Genomic DNA, 693 nt, shown 5'->3' with positions numbered 1-693 from the left:
CAAGATATTCATTGATTACCTGCGCAATGCGGCGACCGGCACGCGTGCGGCTGGTGTTCGACGCGCTGGTGGAGACGTTGTCGGCCTCCGACGACTTCCCGCTGGAACCACCTGCAATCGTCCCGGGATAATTCCTCAAAACGGAATCGAGAATTCCGAAACAGTCCATTTCACTGTAGCCCAATCGTTGCGATACTCCGACATCTCTCGGAATTTGCTGCTACATTTGCCCGTGGCAGCGAAACATTCCTTCACTAGGTCTCCACCCAAGTCGGAAAGGTAGAACAATAATGCCCGCACTCACCGTACTTACAATCAACGGCAAACAGCACAACGTCGATTTGCCGGAAGACACTCCCATCCTCTGGACCCTGCGCGACCAGCTCGGCATGACCGGCACCAAATTCGGTTGCGGCATGGCTCTGTGCGGCGCCTGCACGGTGCACCTCGACGGCGAACCGATCCGCTCCTGCATCACGCCGATCTCGGCTGCCGTCGGCAAGAAGATCACCACCATCGAAGCCATCGCCGAAGACAAGATCGGCAAGTCGGTACAGGAAGCCTGGATGGCCCTCGGCGTACCGCAATGCGGTTACTGCCAGGCCGGCCAGATCATGTCGGCCACCGCGCTGCTGCGTGCCACACCCAACCCAAGCGACAAGGACATCGACGACGCCATGAGCGGCAACATCT

General features: G+C 58.6%; 1 protein-coding gene. It reads left to right on the top strand.

Annotated features, from left to right (window positions below; genetic code table 11):
- Window positions 1-290: 290 nt before the first annotated feature.
- Window positions 291-693 (top strand): (2Fe-2S)-binding protein (locus tag HLUSI_RS0102330; RefSeq protein WP_016832446.1); only part of this gene is annotated, 403 nt, incomplete at its 3' end.

It is taken from the genome of Herbaspirillum lusitanum P6-12 (genome assembly GCF_000256565.1).
GTDB lineage: Bacteria > Pseudomonadota > Gammaproteobacteria > Burkholderiales > Burkholderiaceae_D > Herbaspirillum > Herbaspirillum lusitanum.
The sequence above is the reverse complement of the archived record's forward strand: the minus strand, read 5'-3'. Positions and strand labels throughout refer to the sequence as shown.